Consider the following 19,286-nt stretch of genomic DNA (forward strand, 5'->3'; position numbering starts at 1 on the left):
AGGAGTATGCTACCATCTCTCGGTAAACATTGGCAATATACACCAGGAACTTTAGAAAAAATGGATGTAAGGGGACAAATATATTAGTCTGCAAATGGTAATCCCAGAAGAAAAGTATATTTAGATAACAGTCAAGGTATTTCTCTTCAAGATATTTGGCTTGATTTTAAAGATGCATACAATCAAAATATTAAAATTACTGGTTATCCAACAGAAAAAAATGTAGCTTTGATGAAACGGACAATTATGGCTTCATCAAATCCTGGAGATATGGTTTTAGATGCTTTTGGTCGGAGTGGAACTACTTTAGCTGTCTCTGAAGAACTAGGGAGAAAATGGATAGGTATTGATAATTCACCATTATCTATTGATAATATCATTAAACGTTTAGTTAATGGCAGTGAAGTAATGGGGGAATTTGTTAGTGGCAAAAGTGGTAATAATCAATGTCAATCAATCAACTTAATTGAAGTCAATATAGTTTTGAGAACTGGCTTATAGTTTTATATTTAAGGCTCACAGATTATCGATAATTTCTTCAGAAATCATCGATAATGGGAATAATCAACTTAAGTGTATAACCAATTTTTTGTAAGTCTTTCATCTTACATTTTTAATTTACAAATTATAACTTTACCTTCTCCATATTCTTTAATACTAGCGTAATTATCCCACATAGAACCGAGAAGTAATCCAGGTCCATGATTGAGTATTAATGCTTTTAATGGTAAATTGTATATTTGAGTATAACTCAGTATTTATGTGGTTTTCTCTCGATTTCCACCTGTTCTCTCATCTTCCTGAGAACCTCCTCTGTTAGAGTCATAACGAGCAAATACAACTACTAATGGAGTACCATCTAAGTGAGATATCAACATATCCGTAGGAGTTTTATGTTGCCAGTTATCTAATACTTCATTTAGTATGAAATATCGTCCAGCACCTACAGGACCACGAATTAAATAATCTTTGCTAAATATTTTGTTAAACTATAAGAAAAAACTTTATGTTAAGTCATAACTTTTTGTCCTCGTGTACTTTGCTCCAAAAGTATTGCCATGGGAGTTTAATCCTGTATAGGAAGGCTTGGCAGATTTTTCCTCACTTGCCCTATTGCACGCAATCTATAGCCAAAGTCTCTAAATAATATCAGGTATTTCACTTTTCGTCTTGCTCATTTCAACATTGACTTCAATTGATGTATCTGGAGATATTTGCGAACAACTCTAAGTAGTTGAACTAGCAAATGATCCGGCTCTTTTGTGATAATCTCAAGTAAATTTGCAGAGGTTTGACCTTGTTCTACAACTCCTATAAAACGTAATAATACTTTCTCATAGAGAATTTTAGCTTCATCCAAGGAATCTTGATAGAAAGGGGAATCAAATGTAATCAAATATAGTACTCCACTTAGATGCTATAGTTTTATAACTAGTAAATGTATTCAATATTATTTTCCTGTTGTTCTGAAAAGTACAAGTTATTACCATAACTAGTTGTGCTAGTCGCGTCTAAGTGTTGATTCAACAAGCTGTGGATACTCACCCATCAACTTTGGATATCCAGATCTCCTGCGGTCAGTATCCTCTTCCTTTGCGTCTTTGCGACTACCCTTCCGAATCTCCTAACGGAGATTGCTCAAAACAAAAAAGCAGTGTTCAAAATTTTCAAACAGTGATCGCTCTTCTCCTTCCCTTCTTCCTTCGTGTCTATTCCTACAGTCCCATAAGAGATACATGTTTCATTTTTTCCTAACTTGTGCGTAATTCCTAACAAAGTTGAAAAATGGGATCAAGAACAAATCACCAGCAACAACTACCTTATGAACTTCCGTGACGAATTTAAACTCCTCCTCCGCGCCCGCTACTCGCTGATTTATGTTCCCACCTACGAAGAAGAACGGGTAGAAGCAGCTATCCGTGAAGAAGCTACAAACCAAGGAAATCGCCCTGTTTATACCTGGGATTTTGTCGATGGTTATCAAGGAAACCCTAATGATGCGGGATTTGGAAGGCGCAACCCCTTACAAGCGTTGGAATTTATCGAAAAATTACCTGCTACTGCACCAGCGGTCTTAATTCTCCGCGATTATCACCGCTTTTTAGATGATGTGGCCATTTCTCGCAAACTCCGCAACTTAGCCAGACTGCTAAAATCTCAACCGAAAAATATTGTTTTATTATCGCCACGGATCGCTATTCCTGACGATTTAATGGAGGTGTTGACGGTGGTTGAGTTTCCTTTACCAGCCGCACCGGAAATTAAAACCGAGGTAGAACGGTTATTACAAACCACTGGTAACTCTCCATCTGGTAAATTTCTTGATGACTTGGTGCATTCTTGTCAAGGATTATCAATGGAACGGATACGCCGAGTTTTAGCCAGGGCGATTGCATCCCATGGAGAATTACAACTAGAGGATGTTGATTTAGTTTTGGAGGAAAAACGCCAAACTATCCGCCAAACCCAAATCCTGGACTTTTACCCCGCCATTGAGCAGATTTCTGATATAGGAGGACTCGATAACCTCAAAGATTGGCTGATTCGTCGGGGTGGTTCATTGACAGAACGAGCGCGACAGTACGGATTACCGCACCCCCGTGGTTTAATGTTGGTGGGGATTCAAGGAACTGGTAAATCTTTAACAGCCAAAGCTATCGCACATCATTGGCATTTACCCCTGTTACGCTTAGATGTAGGGCGGTTATTTGGCGGTTTAGTGGGTGAATCGGAATCCCGCACCAGGCAAATGATTCAAGTCGCAGAAGCCCTTGCACCCTGTGTATTATGGATTGATGAAATTGATAAAGCCTTTTCTGGGTTAGGTAGTAAAGGTGATGCGGGAACAACTAGCCGGGTATTTGGAACATTTATCACCTGGTTAGCAGAAAAAACTTCCCCTGTATTTGTCGTTGCTACCGCTAATGATATCCAAGCCTTACCCCCGGAAATGTTGCGGAAAGGGCGTTTTGATGAAATTTTCTTTGTTGGTTTACCTACTCAAGAAGAGAGAAAAGCAATTTTTAAGGTCCATTTATCCCGATTGCGTCCCCATAACTTGAACAGCTATGAAATTGACAGATTAGCTTACGAAACACCTGATTTTTCGGGCGCTGAAATTGAGCAAACATTAACTGAAGCGATGCACATTGGGTTTAGCCAAAATCGTGACTTTACGACCGATGATATTTTAGAAGCCGCTAGTCAAATCATACCTTTAGCGCGAACTGCGGTAGAACAAATTCAGAAGCTGCAAGAATGGGCTGCTGCAGGAAGAGCGCGTTTAGCTTCAAAGCATAGTCCTTTGAGTGAACGTATTCAACGTCAAATGTAATAATATTTTAGTCAAAATTACTTGATCAATAGTTCATGGTTTAATGATGCTTTACTATGGACTATTGATTAAAACAGGGATTGGGGATAATCACCTTCTAGCTGTTGCCTCTTGCCTCTTCCCAATTACCACTAACTAAAGGATATAAATATGCTTTCTAGCTTGCTTAAACTTATACTAGGGTTTCTATTAGCGACCGCAGTTTTATTAGGTAGTGGACTAACAATAGCTCTTTATTTTGTCAATCGTACTGCCATAGCCCCTGCAAGACCTACATTTGCTAACGATAATCCCCAAACCAAACCAGACAAACCAAAAGTCACTCAGGTAAAAGCCACATCCATACCCAAACCTACTCCCAGTTCCACTCCCAGTCCTACTCCCACTCTAAGTGAATCACCTGATTCATTACCACCAGGAGCTTACCAAGGCATTGTAACTTGGTCACAAGGCTTGAGTATGCGAGATCAACCAACCCTGGATGCTCAAAGTGTAGGTGGGGTTGCTGCTAATCAAAAGGTGATTATTTTAGAAGAAAGCCCAGATAAGAATTGGCAGAAAATTCGTATTGAAGGTACTGATAAAGAAGGTTGGGTAAAAGCAGGTAATAGTAAACGAGTTGATTGACACTCTTTTGTCTAAAGGCTAGAACCGCAAAGCGAAAGTCAAATGCTCTAGTCAAAAATCTTTCTTATGGAATAGGTTTTTCCTAACTCCTATTCTTTGATTCATGCAAGTAAATATGAGTCTTTGAGTCTATGGGGTTGATATGCTGTCAACATTCTTGTAGCTTCTTCCGCAGAGAGGGGGTGACTAAAAAAATACCCTTGCATAATTTCACATTGCAGAATTCGCAGTGCATTTAGTTGTTCTTGAGTTTCGACTCCTTCAGCAACTACTGATAAATTAAGTCCATGTGCCAAGGAAATAATCGCTGTTGTAATCGCTGTCTGATGATCCTTATTAGCTAAATCCTGCACAAAAGACTGATCTATTTTTAAGGCGTGAATAGAAAAATCTTTTAAATAACTTAGAGAAGAATATCCTGTACCAAAATCATCTATTGATATAGTAACTCCCATTTCATCTAATTGTCTTAAAATTTTTTGAGTCAATTCCACATCTTGCATAGCTACAGTTTCAGTAATTTCTAACTCTAAATACCTGTGGGCTAATTTAGTTTCGCATAATACCTGTTCTACTATACCAACTAAGTTAGGTTGCTGAAATTGTCTGCCTGAAAAATTCACAGCCACTGATAGAGATGATAAGTTTAGTGTCTGTTGCCAGGCTTTGTTTTGTAAACAAGCAGTTTTTAAGACCCATTCAGAAATTGGGAGAATTAATCCAGTTTCTTCCGCAATAGGAATAAAAGTAGCTGGTGGAATTAAACCTAGTTCTGGATGTTGCCAACGTAGTAGAGCTTCCATTTTGGTAATTTCACCTGTAGAACTATTTACTTGCGGTTGATAGTAAACTTTAAATTCCTGGCGTTCTAAGGCATTGTATAAGCTATTTTCTAAAATGAACAATTCTGTAGCTTGGGAATTGATAGCTGCTTGATACACTTTATAGTTATTACGTCCTTGTAATTTGACAAAAGATAATGCTGCTTCAGCATTTTTAATTAATGTTTCTCCGTCTTCTCCGTGTTGGGGATACAAAGCAATTCCAATACTGGGACTAATGTTTAAGTGATAATTATCTATCTTAAATCCTTGTTTAAATGCTGCGAATATGCGCTCTTGAATCAGATCAATGTTATACATCTCACTAATTTCTGGTAGTAGAATAATGAACTCATCCCCTCCCCACCGCGCAACTATATCATCTGAACGCAGAGATTTCTTGATACATTGGGCAACCATTTGTAACAATTTATCACCAATACCATGACCTAAACTATCGTTAATTTTTTTGAAGCGGTCTAAGTCTAAAAAACATACACCCAAGCTATGATTATGACTAACTTTTGTCAAAGCATCAATCAGTAAGTTTTTAAGTAATAGTCTATTTGGCAAATTAGTTAAAATATCATGTAAAGATTCATAATTAATTATATTTGAAGCTAACTTTTCGGCAGTAATATCGCGAAAAATCCAAACTTGACCAATATTTTTTTTATACTTATATTGCTGCTGATAAAAAGGATTAAATATTCGTCCATCTTTAAAAAGAATGTTCTCACCAATATGAATATCTGGATTCTCATCTAATTCTCTAAGAATTGATAAATAATGTCTAGGATTGTCTAATTTTTTGATGGCAGTTCTCAATGCTTGTTTATAATTACCTGATGTGATCATTAATGCAGGTATATCCCACATTTCCAAGAATTTCTTATTAAATCCTACAATTTTATCTAGGCTATCTACTATTAAAATAGCATCTGTAGCAGATTCTAAAGTCGCTTTTTGCAAAAGCAGTAGTTTTTGCAATTCAGGTTGTATACGTTGGCATTCAGATATTTCTTTATCCAATTTTATTGACAAATATCCTTCTGATTCTGTGAAATTTAAATTATTATTCTGTTGCTTTTTTGGTTGGTTCTCACTAAACTTAGTCACAAAGAAATTAAAAAGAGATAAAGAAATCAGTTGAATCCCTACGCCGGTGATTACCCCAATCATGAAAATTATCATATTATTCTTGCTCTAGTAGAGTGCTGCTGATGTTCGTCTTTTTATATTTGTGATTTTGCATAATGAATTAATCCACGTTCATATCCTGATCTAGTTTAAAACCAAAACTTTCTGAACTGTAAACCTTTTCAGATAAATAAAGGTAGCTTAAGGGCTTGTCTTAAGTATTATCACTAATAAACATTAGAAATGTCAAGATATTAATAGTCAGGATATTAATAAGCTACTATACCGAATACTTGTAATCAATAAAGGATATATTTAGATATAATCTAGAAGTTACGCAGTGATAACAAAAAATCTACCACTTAATAGTTAAAGGGTTCACTTGGGATTGCGTATATTGGCGCATCAAATAAATAATGGTCAATTATATAAAGATTTAATTAAGTAAGGCTATAACTAATTAGCAATTAAATTGATAGATATATATGTGAACCTTGTTGAGTTTTGTTAACCTCTATCCGCGCTTGGAAGGCTTCTTTGAGGTGGGGAATATGAGTTACTGTAAGTATACAGGCGAAATCACTAGCGATCGCATTAATCGCCGCAATCAAGCGATCACACCCTTCATTATCCTGAGTCCCAAAGCCTTCATCTACAATTAACAGTTGTAAGGCTGCTCCCGCACGTTGAGCTAATAATTTCGCTAAGGCCAAGCGAATCGCAAAATTAATTCTAAACGCTTCGCCCCCAGAATAAGTTTCATAGGCTCGCGTTCCCCTCCCATCAGCAATTAAGATATCTAAAGTATCGATCAACTTAGTATGTTTCCTAGTTGATTTTCCACTACGTCCCGCTTTCACAGTAACGAATTGTACGTGTAGTTGATTAGCACTCAACCGTGAAAGTAGTTGATTTGTCTCAGCTTCTAGTTGTGGTAACACATTTTCAATCATCAACGCTTGGATACCATTTTTACCAAAAGCTTGCGTTAATTCGTGATAAACACGATGTTGCTGCTGACAATATTTTAATTGTTCCTGTTCTTGCACATACTGAGTCTGCAACGTTTGTAATTGATGTAATAGTTGTTCTACACGCCCCAAATTAGCTATTTTCTCGTCAAGTTCCCTTCTGCGAATCGCTATTTGCTGTTCTAAAGCATTAATTTGCTCCGTCGGGTTCGCTGTAGCTTTTAATTGCTCTACAATGCTGTCAATTTGAGTAGCAAATCTTTGCTGATCTGCTAATCTACTCTTGTAAGAACTTGCCAAATCTTCTAATCTTGTCTCAAGTTGAGGATACTTTTGTTGAGCCGACAAAAACTGTTGATAACGCAACTGCCAAGATTGTGACTCACGTACAGCTTGACGCAACTTATTGTGTTGTTCAGAACTGTAGTTAAGCTCTTTAATTTCCTGAGTTAAAGCTTCTATTTGTTTAGCTGTATCAGAATCTGTTTGTTCTAACTGAATTTTGAGCTTAAATTCGTCAATAGTAGCTTGTAATTTTGGTTTTCTGGCTGCTAATTGAGCCTGTTTTTTAGTAGCATCTTTAATTTGTGCTTGTTTAATTTCTGCCCATCGCCAACGCTCTACTTCACTTCTAGCTAAAGTATGGTCTTGTTCATTATAATTCAACTGTTGCAGATATTGCTCTAATTGCTGGAGTTCTACTTGTTTATCAGGAGCATAATCTCCTTGCAAAGAACTTTCTAAATGTTCTCTTTCCAGAGCAATTTGTTGTAACTGCTCTTGAACATCTGTAGTTGCTTGTAATTTTGCAGCTAATTGTCCCCTTTGTTCACGCAAAGCATCATAACCAGCTAATTGCTGAGAAATTTCTCGATATTCTTGTCTAAGTACCTGAATTTCTCTGTCAGAAACCGCCATTTGTTCCCGCACTACCCAAAATTGTCCTTGGGTATCTTCATACTCTAGTTGGGTTTTTTGTATAACCCGACTCCAGTGATGCTCATCTAGATGACGTTCACACAAAGGACACAAAGCATTAGGACTTTGGAGTACTTGTAATTTCTGCTCTAGTTCTCCCAGTAATTTCTCGTAATCTCGTTGGTGTACTTGTAAACGTTCGATAAAGTGCCTGCGTTCCTGTCCTTTTTCCTGCACCCGCTGTAAATACACCCGTTTTTTCTCCAGTTCTTCAATTTGTATACCCACATCTAGCGCCGCTTGTTGTAGTTGTGGTTGACGACGATATTGACTTTGGAGTTGGGTTTCTGTAGCTTGCAGTTGTTCCAGCCGCGCTACTAAACTAGCACGAGTGCGATCTAATTGATTCTGTAAACTTAACCGTTGTTGTAATAAAGGATTCACTTGCATTTGCAACTGATCGAAATAATTAAGATGCTTACGAGCCGAAGCTAATTGAGCTAAAGCAGTTTCTACTTCCGAAGATTTAGTGAGAGTTTGTTGAATTTCTTGCTCTTGTTGTTCTAAACCTTCTAATTGAGCTTGAGCTTGTTGAAATCGGTATTCAATTGTTTGGACTTGTTTAGTAAGCTCTTGTTGTTGTTGTTGTCGGAAGCTGGTAGCGCGGGTATGTTGTTCAGATTTAACAGCAAAAGCCTCTTCTTGGGATTGTAGACTCTGATATTGAGCGTATCCGGCGATAATTTCGGCAGCTTGATTTAAAATGACTTTTAAATCTGCTAATTGGGATTTAACAGCTAATTGTTCTTCATGCAAGCGATCACAATCTTGGCTAAGATTTTGATATTGTTGCCAGACAAAATTCAGTTGTTGTTCCCAGTTTTGGCGTTTATGTTCGACAACTTGCAAACTTTGCAATTGAATATTATCAAGAGCTTGCTGCTGTTGAAGACTATTAAGTTGAGATTCTAACTCCACTCTTTGCGCTTTTGTTGTTTCCTGTTGTTGGAGTTGAACTTTGATATTATCCAAAGAACGCTCTAACTCTTCCGCCCTTCCTTTATAAAGTTTAGAACTGTCCTTAGCTCTTTCTTCCAATACATCATATTGATCGAGTTTTAACAACTCCGCTAAAATTTCCTTCCGTTCAGTAGGACGTTTGAGCATGAATTCATCTGCTCGTCCTTGACGTAAGTAAGCAGAATTAATAAAGGTTTCGTAATCGAGCTTGATATGTTGTATAATCACATCCTGCGTTGCTCGCATCCCTTTGCGAGTTAGGGGACGAAAACCGGCAGGAGTTTCAATTTGAAATTCCAGGATGCTAGTGGCACCCCGTGCGCGAGTACGAATTACGCGATAAGTTTGTTGGTTATTGTAGAAAGTAAAATCAACTCTGACTTCTTTTGCGCCAGAATAGATAACATCATCTTCAACAGTGGCACGGCTTTGACCCCAAATAGACCAAGTGATAGCTTCCAGAAGGGAAGATTTACCTGCACCATTAGAACCACAAATACAAGCCGTATGCAAACCGCCAAAATCTAAAGTTGCATCACGGTAACTAAGGAAGTTTTTAAGGATAAGTTGAACTGGGATCATTCAGGCTATAGCGCCATATCTACAATTTTGATAATTAGCAGTACAGATGCACTTCTTGTTAGTTTAGCTGTCTGAATATCACGTTTCTAGTCTTGAAGACATTCATTTTACAAAAATTTACAATTCAGCAGCAATTTTTTTACTATTTTTTTACTATTTGATGGTTCCAGTAGAAATCAATCAAAAAAACCTAGGTTAGCGGGACTTAAACAAAAGTTAAGACTAAAAAGAAAGGAGTATAATGGGATTTCGGTGTAGCTTTCACGTTAAAAGAAGCTGATGAAAGAAACTACTGCCGCAGCAATGGCACCATGGTTTGAAAGATAGTGTCATTTGATGATGTATTTACTGATCAAGGGGAAAAAAGAGAGTTTAGACATGATTTAGGGGGATGATTGGGTAAAAGTGAGAGAAAAAACCTATTTGAAATGGCAGAGAATGCCCTAGGGGTGACCTACCACCCATTACACCACGTTTCAACTGAAGCACCTTGGTCCAGTTCCCAAGTCAATGACCGTCGGTTAGAGATTATGAACAAGTGTAGTCAGAGGAGAATCACCAGAGGATTTAACTTAATAATTGATGATTCTGTCCATAGAAAAAGCGGGAATTTTAGGGATGGAGTAGGAAGAAAATATATTGGAGAAATTGGGAAAGGGGATAATGGAATAGTAGTAGTAACAACACATCTATATGGCAGTAAAAGCTTACCATTACATATAGAATTATATCACCACGGTGATTCTTTACCCAAAGGGAAACAAGACCCTCTAGTTGAGAATAAACCTGAGTTAGGAATTAAATTAATAGATCTGACCTTGAGCCGTGCTTATCACTAGGAATAGTAATTATAGATGCTGGATATGGCCACAATACATCTTCCTTATTAAGGATAGAAAATCGCCATTGAAAGTATTGAAGAGGATTAGCTAAAAATCCCAAAGTCCTTGCTAGTGAGTGACCAAGAGGATAATCCACAAATAATTAGGTTAGATGAATCAGCACAAAGTTTACCCCAAGAGGCTTTTACAGACATTCAACTGGAGTTAGATAAAACCAAAACATTATGGGTAGTAACTAAAGAAGTAGAAATATCAGCCTTAACTGGAAGGGGGAATATTGCTATAGTCATCAAGGCTTCTACTTTCTCTCAAGCAACTGATATGGACTACCTTATTACTCATATTTCTTCATCAATTGTCACACCCCAATGTATAGTTGATACATATTCTCAAAGAAATTGGGTATAAGTTGTTTACAGGGAAGCCAAGGGATGGTTAGGACTCAACGAATATCAAGTTGGAGATAACAGCAGTTGACTGCGCCATTTTATCTTGGTTTTCTGTGCCTACACTTTTATTCTTTGCCATCAGTGGACTGGAGGACTAAGACCAAGGTGGGCTAAGAAACCTTTGAATACTTTTACTGCAGCCTTAGAAGCGTTGAGAACAGCCATATCTTTTCTATTTATTGATTGGTTCAACTTGAATCCGGACGTGTTTCCTTCTTATCAAGCCAGTTTGGGCTACATTTAGCCTTGATTTTTGGTTATGTCCCGTTAGCATAAACAGTCCCAAGCCAACAATAGACAATAATCTTTAGAAGCACGAGATTACAGGACTTATGCAAAATCTCTCTGCAATTCTCTTTTCTTTGTTTCCTATCCCTTCCTAAAACTACGCGAACACTTCTTCTCGGTTCATTTTTCTTCTTGGAAAGTGGAGATTATTGAGGAAGGTAATTTGTTATACTTTTTCCCATTCCCCAGATTCGGCAAATGGTGTTGAGGTGAAAATTTTATTCTGGGTAATTAATGTCTGGCAACAAGAATTAGAGCGAACATTGTCCATCTGGGGAGAAACAGCAACAATGATTCAAGCTTTACACAAAGAAGTCACATTTGACAAATTTATTCCCTGGTATCCAGAAAATACAGAACACCCTTATGAATTGCATGATGGAGTAATTGCCCAAATGCCGAAACCAAAAGGTAACCATTCAAAATCAGCAGGATTTATCATCGCTGAGCTAAATTCTCTGTTGAGACAATATAAATTACCCTTCTTTATTCCCAGAGAATGTATCATCAAATCTGTAGACGGAAAATCTGGATATGAACCAGAGGTGATAGTTCTAGATGACGCAGCGCTTGTAAATGAACTCAGATAGGAATCTGAATCAGTCATTACTCAAGGGAGATCAGTGAAATTAATCATTGAGGTTGTCAGCACCAATTGGCGTGATGATGATTTTAAGGAACTGGGAGACTATGAGGAGTGAGGTATTCCAGAATATTGGATTATTGATTATTTAGCTTTCGGTGGAAGAAATTTCATTGGTAATCCTAAACAACTGAGTATTCCTGTTTATGAATTAGTAGATGGAGAATATCAAGTTACTCAGTTTCGTGGAAATAAAACCTTTAAATCACCAGATTCCCAGAATTGAATTTGACGGTTGAGCAGATTGTTCAGACTGAGTTAAAGGTTGATTAGAAACCAATTCCCTCCCACATTTGAGCAAGTAGAATATGTTCTCCAGCTTTTGCTTGCTGTAATAAAATTTTGAGACTTGCTTTGACAGATTTAATAGGAGTATCATCTGGGTCATTTTCTAATTCATCTGTAGATCTATCAAATAGAAGAATAACTCGGACACGACCAGGTATTTCTACATTGATGGCTTGGTCTAATAAGAATTGTTCTTTTTCGTCAGTTGTTCCTGTAACTTCTACGGCTTTCACTTATCTGTCCAAACTTCATCTATATTATTTAGATTTATTTTTTTTATATTTTTGCTGATTTTCAAGGGAATTGCTGTTTTCCAGTTGTGGAAGAATGGTCAAAAATCAGGAATAACAAATTATAGGACTTACGCAACTGTCACAGTCAATATCTCTTTCAGGGTGCGTTAGAGCTCGAAAATCTATTGATACTAACCAACTTATAGGTCTGTTGCACCATACTAATATGCCAGTTGCGTCAATCCTGAATAGCACTTCCCGCATCATACCTAGTCCGGCTAATCAGTGAGAATTCTCATACCTGTGCGAAAATTGCTGAACTCTATCTCCCCCTACACCCGATACCCTATTCCCCCATAAGAGTATCATTCCCTACTTGACAAACGACTCATAATAGAATAAGGTCGTTCGCAAATACTTCTTACCAAATACTAAAATTTATGCCTTGCTCAAGACGAACACACTTCCCTCGTTACCCCTGCCAATCCGCAAATCGCTATCTATATAGGTAATATCTAACCATCCTTGTTGGTCGCTGTTGATAGGAAAGTCAATAGCTGTAAATTTCTGTCCGGATTCAATTTGTTGGATAAAATATGCTGGTGATTTGTAGCCAACTAGCTTTTGTAAGCCAATAATAGAGCGTTGGAATTTTACTTGGACTCGACGGTCAGAGACTGGTTCAAATTTAGCGGCTACGCTGACTAATGCTTCTAAAGAAGGTAGTCCATAGATTTCAGCTATGTTATAAACACTGGTAGTTTCTACTCGAATACATTGGTAAATCTGGCCAAGTTTATAAAAGGGAAAACGATCTAGGTTTAACAAAGCTTTGCTCGTAGTGTATAGTAGTCGCCAATCACCTTCTAGTAAGTGGGTGGCTTCTAAAAGGCGCGGTGTGGGCTTAAAGTCTTCTAAACCTGCGATCACAGCTAGAATAGCCTGTTTTTGGGTTTCAGTTGCCAGCAAACCGCGATTTGTACCAGCAATTGCTTCTAAAAGAGCAGATTTTGTCATCATGGCCTTCTACCTCAAAATATAACTATAAAATCACAATTAACAATCTTAATAAATGTTCTGTTTATACACCCATGCAATCTACTAAGAATTACAGGCGGTTTACTATAGGCTTATTAAATTAATTTTTTTGTTTAATTCGGATTTATAAATCAAAGAGTTGAATCATTAACTAAATTATCCCGTATCAAATGATAGACTCTTAATGTCTAGTTACAAAGAACTCTTGGTACATTCGTTGATATGTTAAATTCTCCTCTACGTGAGCAACCCCGAAACCAGCGAGCTACAGTAATTCCCTTGAAGCAAGAGTCCTCAATGTTGGACTGGTTGCAATCTAGCAGTCGTCTCATAGCACGTGAACCTTACGAATCGGCCTTTTCCGAACAAGAAGAAGAAATATCAGATTTCCTGGGTGGAGAAGATGCAATTGGCGACCTTGACTATGATGATGATAATGATATCGCTATAGATGAGGACTAGTCACAAGAGGCCTGGGGACTTAGTTTGATCAACATCAATAGTCTCTTTTTGCTGTTTTTATTTTAAGTGTGGAGTGAAGGGAAATTTTTTGTGGACGCTAAACTATCTCCTAATCAAGGTTTGAACATTTCTGGTATTGGGTTGGCTTGTTTATTAGCCCTTTCATTGACTGCAACTGCATTAATTTTAGATTGGCTGGGGCATAGATTACCCTGGCATCCGAGTTCCCTTACCATGCCGTTTTTACTGTGTTCTGTGGGTGCTGCGGCTGCTGGTAATTTTGTCATACCCCTATTACAAGCATTGAAGACAGGGCAAGTTATTCGGGAAGATGGGCCTCAAGCACATTTGAAAAAAGCTGGAACTCCTACTATGGGGGGTGTTTTTTTCATACCTGTAGCTATAATGGTTGCCTGTGTCTTGTCTAACTTTGCTCAAGATGTAGTTGCTGTTTCTGTTTTAACGCTCAGCTATGGTTTAATTGGGTGGATAGACGATTGGCAAATTTTGCGTCGTAAATCAAATAAAGGTATATCTCCGAAGATGAAACTGGTTTTGCAGATCCTTTTTGCGACTGGTTTCTGTCTGTGGATGATGTTGAATAGAGATTTTAGTATATCAAATATCGCCTTACCTTGGGTTAGTTTTTCCCTACCTTTAGGATTACTCTTTTGGCCTTTGGCTGGTTTTGTGTTGCTAGCAGAAAGTAATGCGACTAATTTAACAGATGGGATTGATGGGTTAGCAGGGGGAACAGTTGCGATCGCTATTTTTGCATTAGGTGCTTTTATTACACCAACTTCACCTGATCTTATGATATTCTGTGCAGCCATAAGTGGTAGTTGCTTAGGATTTTTAGCCCATAACCGTAACCCAGCCCGTGTTTTCATGGGAGATACCGGTTCTCTAGCATTAGGCGGTGCTTTAGCTGCTGTTGCACTGCTAACTAACAGTTTAGTAGTCCTGTTTATTCTTAGCGGTATCTTTTTTGTGGAAACCCTGTCTGTGATGGCGCAAGTGAGTTATTACAAAGCCACCAAAGGGGCAGATGGTAAAGGTAAGCGTCTATTTAAAATGGCTCCATTACACCATCACTTAGAATTAACTGGTTGGTCAGAATTGCAAGTAGTTTCCGTTTTCTACATTATCGCCGCGATTTTGGCTACTATCTGCTTGACAATGATTACATTCTGAAAACTTTAGCATACAAAGAAAATAAAAAACCCCTGTAAATTAGGGGGTTTTTTATTTTTCTTGCTTCATTTAATCAGTTAGTCATATTTTTTATTGAACTGTTGCTTAACCTGTTCATAAATCTCAATTGTGATCAGAGATAAACTATGATCTTGAGGATAAGGTTCAATATTTTTACGAGCAAAAGGACGGATAAAAAAGGGAATGTCTTTGAGTTTAGCTTCGGCTTCAGCAGTCCATTAAATTTTTTCACTCCTGGATCTCTAGGTTTCACTTTTGATAGTTTACAGGTTCTACCGATCCCCTGTCGCCTGTTTTACCAAATGCACCAATTGTGGTAAAATCAGTTTTTCCATTCTCAGTCGTACAGCGTTACTGGAACCGGGAAGAGAAAAGATTAATTGATTTTGATAGATACCAGGTACAGAGGGAGATGCGAAAGCGGAATAATTTACCAAATCCAGGTAAAGTCTTTTCTAACGACTTTTAAATAGCATTATAACTGGTATCTCTGGGTGCAATTCCTATGCCACCATTAAAAATGAAAGCACCTAAATTTGCATTGTTACCCAGCAGTTCTATCTATTTTGGGATCTGTGCTGTTTCATCTTTGATAATTGTGTAACCATCAATAATATGATTAGCAGTCAACAACAATTGGTGAATCAATTGACCACTTTTATCTGTTTCTGGGGTGCGTGTATTACTTACGCTGACAACTGTACAAATGACAGTCATTTCTGCTGAGTCTGGATGTAGTTGCAGTTTCATACATAGGGAAATTTCAGCCAATGACCGAACAAAAATTTAAATAGGTAACAAGGAGAGGTAAGCTTACCTCGACCTAAAGGCACGAGACTTTAGCTACAGATTTGAATCCATCGGGAAGAGAGAGAATTGCCCACGCCACTTGCTCCCTCTTTCAGAGGAGCTTCCCTAACAAGTCGGCAGAGCCCCCCAAGGCAGTGGATCCTTTAATTGACAATTCATCCCTGGACTTTCAGGAAGGCTTATAGACTTTCCCAAAGCAGTAATATTAATAGCAGCATTTAATTAATAGCAGCATTTATATCACCATCATGTTCAAATCCACAATGCGCACACTTAGAAACTTTCCCCTCGTAATAGGACCTACCCTTGATTGGGTAAATATATCCCCATCGGGAATAAGTTTGACTGGTATAGGCAGGTGGGACAAGAACAACTTTTGCGCCGGCAATCTATGAATCAGTTATTAGTAGGAAAAGGTAAGATGTACAAGATAACAGGCAGGAGTTTTTTAATTTTTCATTTATTTCTCCCTTATATTCTCCTGCTTACTTCCCTTTAACCTATCACTTTATCTTACTTAGGATTTAGTTAATCCAAGTCCGTTTTCTTGAGCGTAGCGTTCCATAAAGCGCATAAAGCGAGTCCATTCTTCGGGAGTTTTCATCAGATAAACAGCTTCTAATGCTTCCGGTTTACCATTGACAAATTTACCCTTAACTTCGCGGGTAAGAATTTCGCCTTCTTCGTCAATCATATACATCCCAGTGATTTCATCAGTGCTACCTTGACCCAAAATCTGGGGATTGGTAAAAATAAATGTCGCTGTACCTTGATCCCCACTACGCGATCGCGTCAAGCGTACATCTGGAACTACTACTTCGTCAACGCCTCTAGAAAACTGGATTTTTGCCATGATGAATGAATTTTAAGTTTTGTGATGTTTAGTTTAATATTCTCTCATCTTACAGCAGGTATTTGGTGATGGTAGTGGAATCTCTTAAATAGCTCAGAACTTACGGCACAGGTATCCTTTTACTGAAAAATCCCTCAATAAGTACCTAGAAAGAATTAATTATACAATGTCATTGCGAATGTAGCGAAGCGGAATGTATCCTTTTGGGATACTACGTAAATGCTTAGCTTGCCGGAGGCTTCAGCAATCACAAGGGTCAGTATTGCTTCGATCACAATGATTGTAAATATTATTGATCTTGATGATGATTCAGAACTATTTGATGTACACATAACTGATAGTAATCGTGAAATTACCGATTCTCCTGGGCAACCTGTGCTGAGTTTCGGCTATGTTGCACCAGGAGTTTCGTCTACCCCAATAAGCTACTGGTGGACAGTCGCTAGTCGCTCCTCGTTTCCCTGAAGTTGAGGGATAAACAACAAGGACAGCTAGTTTTAACCTCTACCCTGGTTTTACTGCAGACTTTAAGCAAAGTGGTCAAGCTTTCCAAGGTCCCTCACAACCAGATAAACCCTAGTATTTGACTGAAATGAGATTTTTCTCCAAGAGAATACTTTGATTTTAATCAAACCGTTGCTTGTTATTTATAACAAGTAACGATATAATCCCTTTCAGGGTATTTCAACTACAATTAATAAGCTGACTATTCTTTCCAATCGCATAACTACTGTAATACAGATAGTTATAATAAAACATGGCTTACGCCATCCTGCGCTATCAGATAGCATAGCGTTCACCTATTGGATCAACTACTCGATTCCCACTAAAAGAATAAGGTCATACTAATGGAGTAGAGGGATAATGCTTCTGCGTAAGGTGGAATCCCACACCCCTAATTTCTTACTGGCAAGGGAGTCTCTAATTAATATTTATTTATGATCACCTTTCACTTAGCTTCCCGTTCTAATATCAAAGTCACGGGTCCATCATTTTCGATTCCCACTGACATCATTGCACCAAATTCACCGATTTCGACTTTTAAACCGCTGGTTCGTAATTTATCAACAAAGCTATTATATAAATCTACAGCTAATATTGGTTTAGCAGAACGGTCAAAAGAAGGACGACGACCTTTAGTACTATCTCCATAGAGGGTAAATTGACTAATTACTAATAATTCGCCGTTAATTTCTTGTACAGATTTCTGCCATCTGTCACTACCCTCATAATCAGGAAATAAGCGTAGTTCTAAGCATTTACGAACCATCCAATCAACTTCAGCATCAGTGTCTGTCTGAGAAATACCCACAAGTAAATTTAATCCCCGACCAATTTTACCGATAATTTCCCCATTTACACTTACTTGCGATGATTTAACTCGTTGAACAATAACGCGCATTATTATTAATAATTAGTCAAATTTCTGTTGTTTATTTTATAGTGATTAACCCTAATATATGAAACTTGATTATTTTCAATAATCCACACATACTTATAAAAAGCAAATAGAATATTCGTAATTCGTAATAGGGTTAAAAAAACTACTCAATTTATTGATGATTTTGAGACTGTTGATAATCACGAATTACGAATTACGAATTACGAATTATTTCCCAAATCCTTTACCTCTACTAGCTGAAGGAATACAAAGACAGTTCTCTAGTTGTTTGAGTAGAGTTTCTTCATTCAAATTTTGACCAATTAACACTATTTGGTTTTTCCGTTCACCCTTCCATTCATCATCATCTATGGTAAACCGTTTACCGCAGAGATGGAAAATATGGCGTTGGGGACTTTCATCAAACCACATAATTCCTTTAGCGCGGAATACGTCGTTGGGGAGTTGGTTATCTAAGAAATACTGAAATTTGCGAATTGAAAAGGGCTTATCACTTTGGAAAGATATGGATGTGAAACCATCATTTTCCAAATGGTCAGAATGATGATGGTGGTGGTGTTCATGGGTGTGATGATCGTGACCACAATTAGCATGGTCATCATCGTGATGGTTATGTTTGTGTGCTTCTGATTCAAAGTATTTATCAGATTCAAACAAACCAACACTGAGAATTAAAGGAAGTGGAACTTGAGAATTTTTAGTCCTAATAATTCTTGCACCTTCCTTAACTTTGTTAATCTTTCCTTCTAATTCCTCTAAAGTGCTGCTGTCGACTAAATCTGCTTTATTTAACAGAATTACATCACCATAACTAATTTGATTAAATGCAGCTTGGGAATTGAATAAATCTAAGCTATAATTTGTCGCATCAACTACAGTAACTATGGAATCAAGACGGGTTAAAATTCGCAGTTCCGAACTGAGAAATGTCATGGCTACAGGTAAAGGATCTGCTAATCCTGTAGTTTCTACAACTAGGTAATCTAGTTTTTCTTCCCGTTCTAGAACTTTGTAAACAGCATCAACCAAGTCATTATTAATAGTGCAGCAAATACAACCGTTGCTAAGTTCCAGCATATTATTTTCGGTGGCAACAATCAATTCATTGTCAATACCAATTTCACCAAATTCATTAACTAAAACAGCAGTTTTTACACCTTGTTGATTAGTTAGAATATGATTGAGTAAAGTTGTTTTGCCACTGCCAAGGAACCCTGTAATAATAGTTACAGGTAATCCTTGTTTAGGGGCTTCCATTGCTTGAGATTCAGAAATAACTGGTGATGGCATAGTCATGAGTAGGATTTTTGTCTATTTTGAATATTAGCCTGATTTGGGCTAGTTGGCATT

At 37.6% G+C, this 19,286-nt stretch carries 15 protein-coding genes and 4 pseudogenes; 8 read left to right on the forward strand and 11 right to left on the reverse strand.

The genetic code is table 11. The features are described 5' to 3' along the window. The first annotated feature begins 153 nt into the window (after positions 1–153). Positions 154–501: a DNA methyltransferase gene (locus tag AAZO_RS36600; RefSeq protein WP_266889310.1), complete on the forward strand. Its 348-nt coding sequence runs from the start codon at positions 154–156 to the stop codon at positions 499–501. A gap of 673 nt (positions 502–1,174) precedes the next feature. Here the strand turns inward: AAZO_RS36600 and AAZO_RS36605 are convergent. Next, positions 1,175–1,396 (reverse strand): hypothetical protein, encoded by a 222-nt coding sequence (locus AAZO_RS36605; protein WP_228371473.1) that lies wholly within the window; start codon positions 1,394–1,396, stop codon positions 1,175–1,177. A 426-nt stretch (positions 1,397–1,822) separates the two neighbouring features. Here AAZO_RS36605 and AAZO_RS03380 point away from each other — a divergent pair, with 426 nt between their 5' ends. Beyond that, positions 1,823–3,334 (forward strand): AAA family ATPase, encoded by a 1,512-nt coding sequence (locus tag AAZO_RS03380; protein ID WP_013190176.1) that lies wholly within the window; start codon positions 1,823–1,825, stop codon positions 3,332–3,334. Positions 3,335–3,484: 150 nt separating this feature from the next. Beyond that, the gene (locus tag AAZO_RS03385) at positions 3,485–3,961 is read left to right on the forward strand and encodes an SH3 domain-containing protein (protein WP_013190177.1); all 477 of its coding nucleotides are present in this window, start codon (positions 3,485–3,487) and stop codon (positions 3,959–3,961) included. Positions 3,962–4,062: 101 nt separating this feature from the next. Here AAZO_RS03385 and AAZO_RS03390 read toward each other — a convergent pair whose 3' ends face one another. Both AAZO_RS03390 and sbcC read right to left on the reverse strand, forming a co-directional pair. Next, positions 4,063–5,826: a sensor domain-containing protein gene (locus AAZO_RS03390; protein WP_228371474.1), complete on the reverse strand. Its 1,764-nt coding sequence runs from the start codon at positions 5,824–5,826 to the stop codon at positions 4,063–4,065. 563 nt (positions 5,827–6,389) lie between these two features. Then, complete coding sequence (gene sbcC / locus AAZO_RS03395; protein ID WP_013190179.1) at positions 6,390–9,413, reverse strand: exonuclease subunit SbcC; 3,024 nt, start codon at positions 9,411–9,413, stop codon at positions 6,390–6,392. Between the two features lie 279 nt (positions 9,414–9,692). Here sbcC and AAZO_RS03400 point away from each other — a divergent pair. Beyond that, a pseudogene (locus AAZO_RS03400) lies at positions 9,693–10,948 on the forward strand (IS701 family transposase). A 334-nt stretch (positions 10,949–11,282) separates the two neighbouring features. Then, positions 11,283–11,908 (forward strand): annotated as a pseudogene (locus AAZO_RS03405) (Uma2 family endonuclease). On the opposite strand, the gene AAZO_RS03410 reads toward AAZO_RS03405, so the two are convergent. Together AAZO_RS03410 and AAZO_RS03415 are read right to left on the reverse strand one after the other, a co-directional pair. Continuing rightward, positions 11,905–12,156 carry a type II toxin-antitoxin system RelN family antitoxin gene (locus AAZO_RS03410; RefSeq protein ID WP_013190180.1) on the reverse strand — a complete coding sequence of 84 codons (252 nt, stop codon included), beginning with the start codon at positions 12,154–12,156 and terminating at the stop codon, positions 11,905–11,907. The pseudogene AAZO_RS03405 and the gene AAZO_RS03410 sit on opposite strands and share 4 nt — an antisense overlap. Before the next feature lie 438 nt (positions 12,157–12,594). Then, positions 12,595–13,176: a PAP/fibrillin family protein gene (locus AAZO_RS03415; RefSeq protein ID WP_013190181.1), complete on the reverse strand. Its 582-nt coding sequence runs from the start codon at positions 13,174–13,176 to the stop codon at positions 12,595–12,597. Between the two features lie 240 nt (positions 13,177–13,416). On the opposite strand from AAZO_RS03415, the gene AAZO_RS03420 reads away from it, so the two are divergent. Both AAZO_RS03420 and mraY read left to right on the forward strand, forming a co-directional pair. After that, complete coding sequence (locus tag AAZO_RS03420; RefSeq protein WP_013190182.1) at positions 13,417–13,656, forward strand: DUF3134 domain-containing protein; 240 nt, start codon at positions 13,417–13,419, stop codon at positions 13,654–13,656. Positions 13,657–13,746: 90 nt separating this feature from the next. Next, a complete protein-coding gene (mraY, locus tag AAZO_RS03425; protein WP_187289592.1) occupies positions 13,747–14,850 on the forward strand; it encodes a phospho-N-acetylmuramoyl-pentapeptide-transferase in 1,104 nt (367 codons plus the stop codon). A 77-nt stretch (positions 14,851–14,927) separates the two neighbouring features. Here mraY and AAZO_RS28525 read toward each other — a convergent pair. From AAZO_RS28525 to psb28, 4 genes and pseudogenes are all read right to left on the reverse strand, one after another. Beyond that, positions 14,928–15,077 (reverse strand): annotated as a pseudogene (locus tag AAZO_RS28525) (PCP reductase family protein); the annotation flags it as partial. 66 nt (positions 15,078–15,143) lie between these two features. Further along, positions 15,144–15,621: pseudogene (locus AAZO_RS03430) on the reverse strand (MogA/MoaB family molybdenum cofactor biosynthesis protein). Between the two features lie 278 nt (positions 15,622–15,899). Then, complete coding sequence (locus tag AAZO_RS28530; protein ID WP_081462888.1) at positions 15,900–16,070, reverse strand: zinc ribbon domain-containing protein; 171 nt, start codon at positions 16,068–16,070, stop codon at positions 15,900–15,902. A gap of 128 nt (positions 16,071–16,198) precedes the next feature. After that, positions 16,199–16,534: a photosystem II reaction center protein Psb28 gene (gene psb28, locus AAZO_RS03435; RefSeq protein ID WP_013190184.1), complete on the reverse strand. Its 336-nt coding sequence runs from the start codon at positions 16,532–16,534 to the stop codon at positions 16,199–16,201. A 276-nt stretch (positions 16,535–16,810) separates the two neighbouring features. Here psb28 and AAZO_RS03440 point away from each other — a divergent pair, with 276 nt between their 5' ends. After that, positions 16,811–16,999 carry a hypothetical protein gene (locus tag AAZO_RS03440; RefSeq protein WP_144031232.1) on the forward strand — a complete coding sequence of 63 codons (189 nt, stop codon included), beginning with the start codon at positions 16,811–16,813 and terminating at the stop codon, positions 16,997–16,999. 484 nt (positions 17,000–17,483) lie between these two features. Here AAZO_RS03440 and dtd read toward each other — a convergent pair whose 3' ends face one another. Both dtd and AAZO_RS03450 read right to left on the reverse strand, forming a co-directional pair. Then, on the reverse strand, positions 17,484–17,936 hold the full coding sequence (dtd, locus tag AAZO_RS03445; RefSeq protein ID WP_013190186.1) for a D-aminoacyl-tRNA deacylase: 453 nt from the start codon (positions 17,934–17,936) through the stop codon (positions 17,484–17,486). Between the two features lie 207 nt (positions 17,937–18,143). Beyond that, positions 18,144–19,226, reverse strand: a complete 1,083-nt coding sequence (locus tag AAZO_RS03450) for a CobW family GTP-binding protein (RefSeq protein ID WP_041642491.1) — start codon at positions 19,224–19,226, stop codon at positions 18,144–18,146. Positions 19,227–19,286 lie beyond the last annotated feature (60 nt).

This window comes from 'Nostoc azollae' 0708, assembly GCF_000196515.1.
Lineage (GTDB): Bacteria > Cyanobacteriota > Cyanobacteriia > Cyanobacteriales > Nostocaceae > Trichormus_B > Trichormus_B azollae.

Coding starts and splice junctions, on each gene's coding strand:
- AAZO_RS03380 (WP_013190176.1), top strand. CDS start 1,823: ATGAACTTCCGTGACGAATTTAAACTCCTCCTCCGCGCCCGCTACTCG.
- AAZO_RS03385 (WP_013190177.1), top strand. CDS start 3,485: ATGCTTTCTAGCTTGCTTAAACTTATACTAGGGTTTCTATTAGCGACC.
- sbcC (WP_013190179.1), bottom strand. CDS start 9,413: ATGATCCCAGTTCAACTTATCCTTAAAAACTTCCTTAGTTACCGTGAT.
- AAZO_RS03415 (WP_013190181.1), bottom strand. CDS start 13,176: ATGATGACAAAATCTGCTCTTTTAGAAGCAATTGCTGGTACAAATCGC.
- AAZO_RS03420 (WP_013190182.1), top strand. CDS start 13,417: ATGTTAAATTCTCCTCTACGTGAGCAACCCCGAAACCAGCGAGCTACA.
- psb28 (WP_013190184.1), bottom strand. CDS start 16,534: ATGGCAAAAATCCAGTTTTCTAGAGGCGTTGACGAAGTAGTAGTTCCA.
- AAZO_RS03440 (WP_144031232.1), top strand. CDS start 16,811: ATGATTGTAAATATTATTGATCTTGATGATGATTCAGAACTATTTGAT.
- dtd (WP_013190186.1), bottom strand. CDS start 17,936: ATGCGCGTTATTGTTCAACGAGTTAAATCATCGCAAGTAAGTGTAAAT.
- AAZO_RS03450 (WP_041642491.1), bottom strand. CDS start 19,226: ATGCCATCACCAGTTATTTCTGAATCTCAAGCAATGGAAGCCCCTAAA.